Source organism: Nocardia sp. NPDC051981 (genome assembly GCF_040680715.1).
In the GTDB taxonomy this organism is placed as follows: Bacteria; Actinomycetota; Actinomycetes; order Mycobacteriales; family Mycobacteriaceae; genus Nocardia.
The window spans coordinates 1-4,376 of sequence record NZ_JBFAXK010000062.1; the positions used below are offsets into that span (position 1 = coordinate 1).

The following is a 4,376-nucleotide window of genomic DNA, read 5'->3' on the forward strand; positions in this document are numbered from 1 at the left end:
GGCAGGTGAATCGGGGTCAACGCGGCGGCGAGAAGGACGAACGAGAACGGGACGAGCAGGTTCTCCAACGGGGCAGTCGCTTTGCTCGCGATGCCTATCACCAGGCTGTTGATGGTGTCGGGGCCGTGGAATCCGTTCGTGCGGTCCCTACCCGCGATGCGACGCCAGGAAATCCATTCGGCGGTCACGAGGACAAGATATGCGGGTATCGCAATCGTGAAGATACGAGTGTAATCCACCGTTGGGGTCCTCGTCGGAATGTGCGTTGGACCTCCCGCAGGATCCTGTGCTGCGGGAGGTGCCGGTGTCGGCGAAACGGCTTGGAATCCCAAGTCTCAGCGGGGATTTCGCCTATCCGGACGCGACACCGCAGGCCTCCCAGGGGAAAACAAGACTAGGGCATCCAAAGAGGGCATTGAGGATCGGGCCCGTCACGGGCGAGGTCCATAGTGGTGCCGCCGACCCCGTCGCGAGCTGGCTCGAAGACCCGCCTGGGAACGGTTGGCCGCCACCGATGGGTGCAGCAGCGACGGCTGCGCCTTTGGCTGCGGCCAGTCCGGCGATGAGCACCGCGGCGGCGAGTGATCCGCGAAGCTTCGTTCGAGTGTCGAATTTGGACACTGTGAGTCCCCCAACTAGGTAGGTGCAGAGGTTCCCGAGGCTACAGATTGTGAAGTATTCGCATTTCAAATCATGTGCCCCTATTTTTCGGGGCACTGTTCTGGCTGAAGGTCCCCGAAACCTGAACGACCAGTGCACCGACTTGCGCACCGCATCCGGAAGCCAGGTCGCGTCGGGTGAACGCACTCTTCTGCCGCATACCGCGCTGACCGAACCGGCCAACGCGGGGCCTCGGAAGATCAACGGGCAGAGCGCCGCACGGCTGCCGGCAGTGCGCGCTCATGCCGAGTGCAGCGCTTCGCGAGAATGCCGGTCCACGGCAAGGTGCCTCCGACGACGATCTCGGCGAACCGGATCTGGTCGGCCGATCGGCCTTGCGGCCGGGGCCGGGGCATCTGCTGTTCCTGGGTCCGGTCGAAATGTCAGGTCGTTTTTCCGCCGGTGCTGTGGGGTCCTTGCACCGATCCTCGGAGGGAAGGTATTTCGAGACAGCACATTCGGAGAGGAATTGATGTGGCCGAGGTTGCGGTGGTGACGGGCTCGACTCGTGGCATCGGGTTCGAGACGGCGCTGGCATTGGGATTGTCGGGGTACACGGTCATCGTGACGGGCCGGTCGGAGCAGGCGGCGGCGGCCGCGGCGCGGCGGCTGGGTGAGCAGGGTGTCGACGCGCAGGGGCAGGAGCTCGATGTCGCCTCGTTCGAGTCGGTGCAGCGCCTCGCCGCCATCATTGCGCGCGACCATGGGCGGTTGGATGTGCTGGTGAACAATGCGGGCATCGCTGCTGAATGGGATGCGCCGAGTTCCAGCCACTATGCGCATCCGGAGTCGGTGAGGCGGACGCTGGAGACCAATGTGATCGGGGTGTTCCATACGGTGGAGGCATTGCTGCCGTTGCTTCGGCGCAGTGACTCGGGCCGGATCGTCAATGTGTCGTCATTCGTGGGATCGCTGACTCTCCAGGCGCAAGCTGATCCGGCCGATATGGTGGTGCCCGCCTATCAAGCCTCCAAGGCGGCACTCAACAGCCTGACCATCACGTTGTCGAAGGTTCTCGCGGACACGAACATCAGGGTGTTCTCCGTCGATCCAGGATTCGTGCAGACCGACTTCTCGCCCATCAACCGCGCGCAGGCGCCGCTGACCGCCGTGCAAGGCGCCGAGCCCGTGGTCGAGGCCGCGATGCTGAAGGTCGATGCCACTTCTGGCTCGTTCATCGGCCGCGACGGCGTAGTGCCCTGGTAGCCGACACGGTGATGCCGAAAGAATCAAAGGGGCAGCCCACTCCAGCTCACCGAACGCACTACATTGCCGCATACCGCGCTGACCGAACCGGCCAGCTCGGCACCTCGGAAGATCAACGGGCAGGCGCCATCTCGGGCGACTGACCGACCGCTGGAAGTGCACGGTAATGCCGAATGTCGTGCGATTCGAAATCGTCTCCCCGAGATCCCTTGATGAATCCGCCTGGGCCGTGCGCGACTTCGCTGTCAGATCGAAAATCCGACGGCCCGGATTACCTACCGAAGGCAGCCTGACACATCACTAGCCGTAGAGGCGAATGAAGTCCTGGGTCGGGTCGACCGTGGGTACCGTGTAGCTCGACGAACTCCCGTCGACATGGGTCTCCTCGACGTACTGGGCGGGTTCGACGGGCAGGCGGCGCCACCGGGCGCGTGGATCATCGGCCTGCTCTCGGTGACTGTTCGACGACATGATGTCCCCCTCCATAGTCGTTTCACCACATGCTACCCGGAGTTACCCGTGCAGAGAGGCACGCATTGCGGCAAAGGCCAAGCCGGGCTGGAGGTTCGAGGACGTTGCTGTGGGCCAGAGTCACGGCGAGGGCCACCCGCCTATGTATGCGCCGATGCCTCGCGTAAGGCAATCCAAATGTCCTGTTTTGCCGCGTACCGCGCTGACCAAACCGGCCAGCGCTGGGCATCGGAAGATCAACTGGCCGTGGCGATCCGACGCCGGCGGAACGTTCGCTACTGCCGAGTTGCGGACGACGGTGTAAGCCCGCACAAACCGCTGTTGAACAGCTGATTTAGGCCAATTCCTCAGCTGTAGTGCACGTTTAGAACGGCTCGACTGACCGTTTATCCGCTGCATCGCAGCGCACTGTTCTGCCGCATACCGCGCTGACCGAACCGGCCAGCGCGAGGCATCGGAAGATCAACTGGCGGTGCCGATCCGAGGCTGGCGGAACATCCGCAACTACCGATTCCATCCTGCAGCATCACTGGTCGACGGAATCGACAGCACTGGCGGCCATAGCGGGCAGGGTCTGGACATCGTTGGCCGCGTACTGAACAAACGCGTCGATCGCCGCCGTAGCTGCTAGATAGCGTCGTTCATGTTCGTCCGCATCGCTCGCGGCCGCCCCGCTTCGCTGGATCCCTCGAATCGCTTCGATCGCTTGCTCTGCCAGTCGATGCGGCCGGATATCGTCGGACAGCAACTTGACACGGAGCAACTCCGTTCTCAGTGCTGCCTTCTTGGAAAAGGCTTCCGATCTCGTGTTCAGCTCTGCATCAGGATCCTGTCTCAGCCGATGCCACCTCTCGATTTGGTGATGGCGGTACTCGATCGCTGCGGCCGCAAACGCGTTGTATGCATTCAAGCGATCCTGCCGCAGGCGTTCCGAGAAGCTCTGCCGGATCGTCCTTTGAGCTGACGCCCGCTGAAAGTAGTGGGTAACAATGGATCCCAATAACGTCCCAGCGACGGCAATCAACGCGGTAATCACATGATCAACCTATCCGATTCTGCCGGATCTTCTTGTGCTGCTAACGATCTGGAGGAGCGCCACAGCGCCTCGCGGACTCAGATGCGCCTCCGAAGGCCAGGCCTCCATCGAGCCTGAACGTACTCTTCTGCCTGCACTACGCTGACCGAATCGGCCAGCGTGGTGCAGGCAAAGATCAACTGGCCGTACTGATTCGAGGGTGGCGACCCGGTCACGATGCTCAATGACGCCGATGACAGCCGGTAGGCGGTCAGTCGGACTTCGCCTTGCGCTCGGCCAGTCGCGTCGTGAGCTGATCGCGGACATGATCGGGGACCAGCCCGAAGAGGTCGCCGCCGAGCCCCGCGACCTCTTTGATCAGCGACGAAGACAGGTGGCTGTACCCCGGATCGGTGGCCACGAACAGCGTCTCCACGTTGGACAGCCGGTGGTTCATCTGCGGCATCGTGAGTTCGTACTCGTAGTCGCTTACCGCGCGCAGGCCCTTCACCATGGCGCGCGCGCCGTGCTGCACGCAGAAGTCGACGAGCAGCCCGTCGATGGCCTCGACACGAACGTTCGGATACTCGCCGGTGGCCACGCGGATCATGGCGATCCGCTCCTCGGCGGTGAACAGCGCGCGCTTGCCGACGTTCTTGCCGACGCCGACGATCACCTCGTCGAACAACGTCGCGACGCGGCCGATGACATCGAGGTGGCCGCTGGTCACCGGGTCGAAGGGCCCGGGCAGACCACGCGCCGGACAACCGATTCGCCCATGATCACTTCGCTATCTTCGCTGTCGTAACTGTCCGGGTGAGGGCCCCGGAGGATCAGCCGTCCCACTGCCCATGAGCCCAAACGACCACGACCGGATGCGCGGCCCTCAACGCCCTATTTTGCCGCATACCGCGCTGACCGAACCGGCTAACGCGGGGCATCGGAAGATCAACGGGAAGAGCGGATCCGACGCCCCGGAACGTCTGCTACTGCCGATGACCGCGAAGCCCGGATCAGAGGGCAG

Annotated in this window: 5 protein-coding genes; 1 reads left to right on the forward strand and 4 read right to left on the reverse strand. The window is 63.1% G+C overall.

Going from position 1 to position 4,376, the window contains the following annotated elements:
* A partial coding sequence (locus AB0L60_RS42270; protein WP_364626558.1) for a hypothetical protein occupies positions 1 to 188 on the reverse strand: 188 nt, incomplete at its 3' end.
* 946 nt (positions 189 to 1,134) lie between these two features.
* On the opposite strand from AB0L60_RS42270, the gene AB0L60_RS42275 reads away from it, so the two are divergent.
* Positions 1,135 to 1,866 carry an SDR family NAD(P)-dependent oxidoreductase gene (locus tag AB0L60_RS42275; RefSeq protein WP_364626561.1) on the forward strand — a complete coding sequence of 244 codons (732 nt, stop codon included), beginning with the start codon at positions 1,135 to 1,137 and terminating at the stop codon, positions 1,864 to 1,866.
* A gap of 300 nt (positions 1,867 to 2,166) precedes the next feature.
* Here AB0L60_RS42275 and AB0L60_RS42280 read toward each other — a convergent pair whose 3' ends face one another.
* The 3 genes from AB0L60_RS42280 to coaD all read right to left on the reverse strand — a co-directional run bounded on the left by AB0L60_RS42280 (position 2,167) and on the right by coaD (position 4,103).
* Positions 2,167 to 2,337 (reverse strand): hypothetical protein, encoded by a 171-nt coding sequence (locus tag AB0L60_RS42280; protein ID WP_364626563.1) that lies wholly within the window; start codon positions 2,335 to 2,337, stop codon positions 2,167 to 2,169.
* A 526-nt stretch (positions 2,338 to 2,863) separates the two neighbouring features.
* Positions 2,864 to 3,373, reverse strand: coding sequence for a hypothetical protein (locus AB0L60_RS42285; protein WP_364626566.1), 510 nt, complete (start codon positions 3,371 to 3,373; stop codon positions 2,864 to 2,866).
* Positions 3,374 to 3,623: 250 nt separating this feature from the next.
* Positions 3,624 to 4,103 carry a pantetheine-phosphate adenylyltransferase gene (gene coaD, locus AB0L60_RS42290; protein ID WP_364626568.1) on the reverse strand — a complete coding sequence of 160 codons (480 nt, stop codon included), beginning with the start codon at positions 4,101 to 4,103 and terminating at the stop codon, positions 3,624 to 3,626.
* Positions 4,104 to 4,376: the final 273 nt, after the last annotated feature.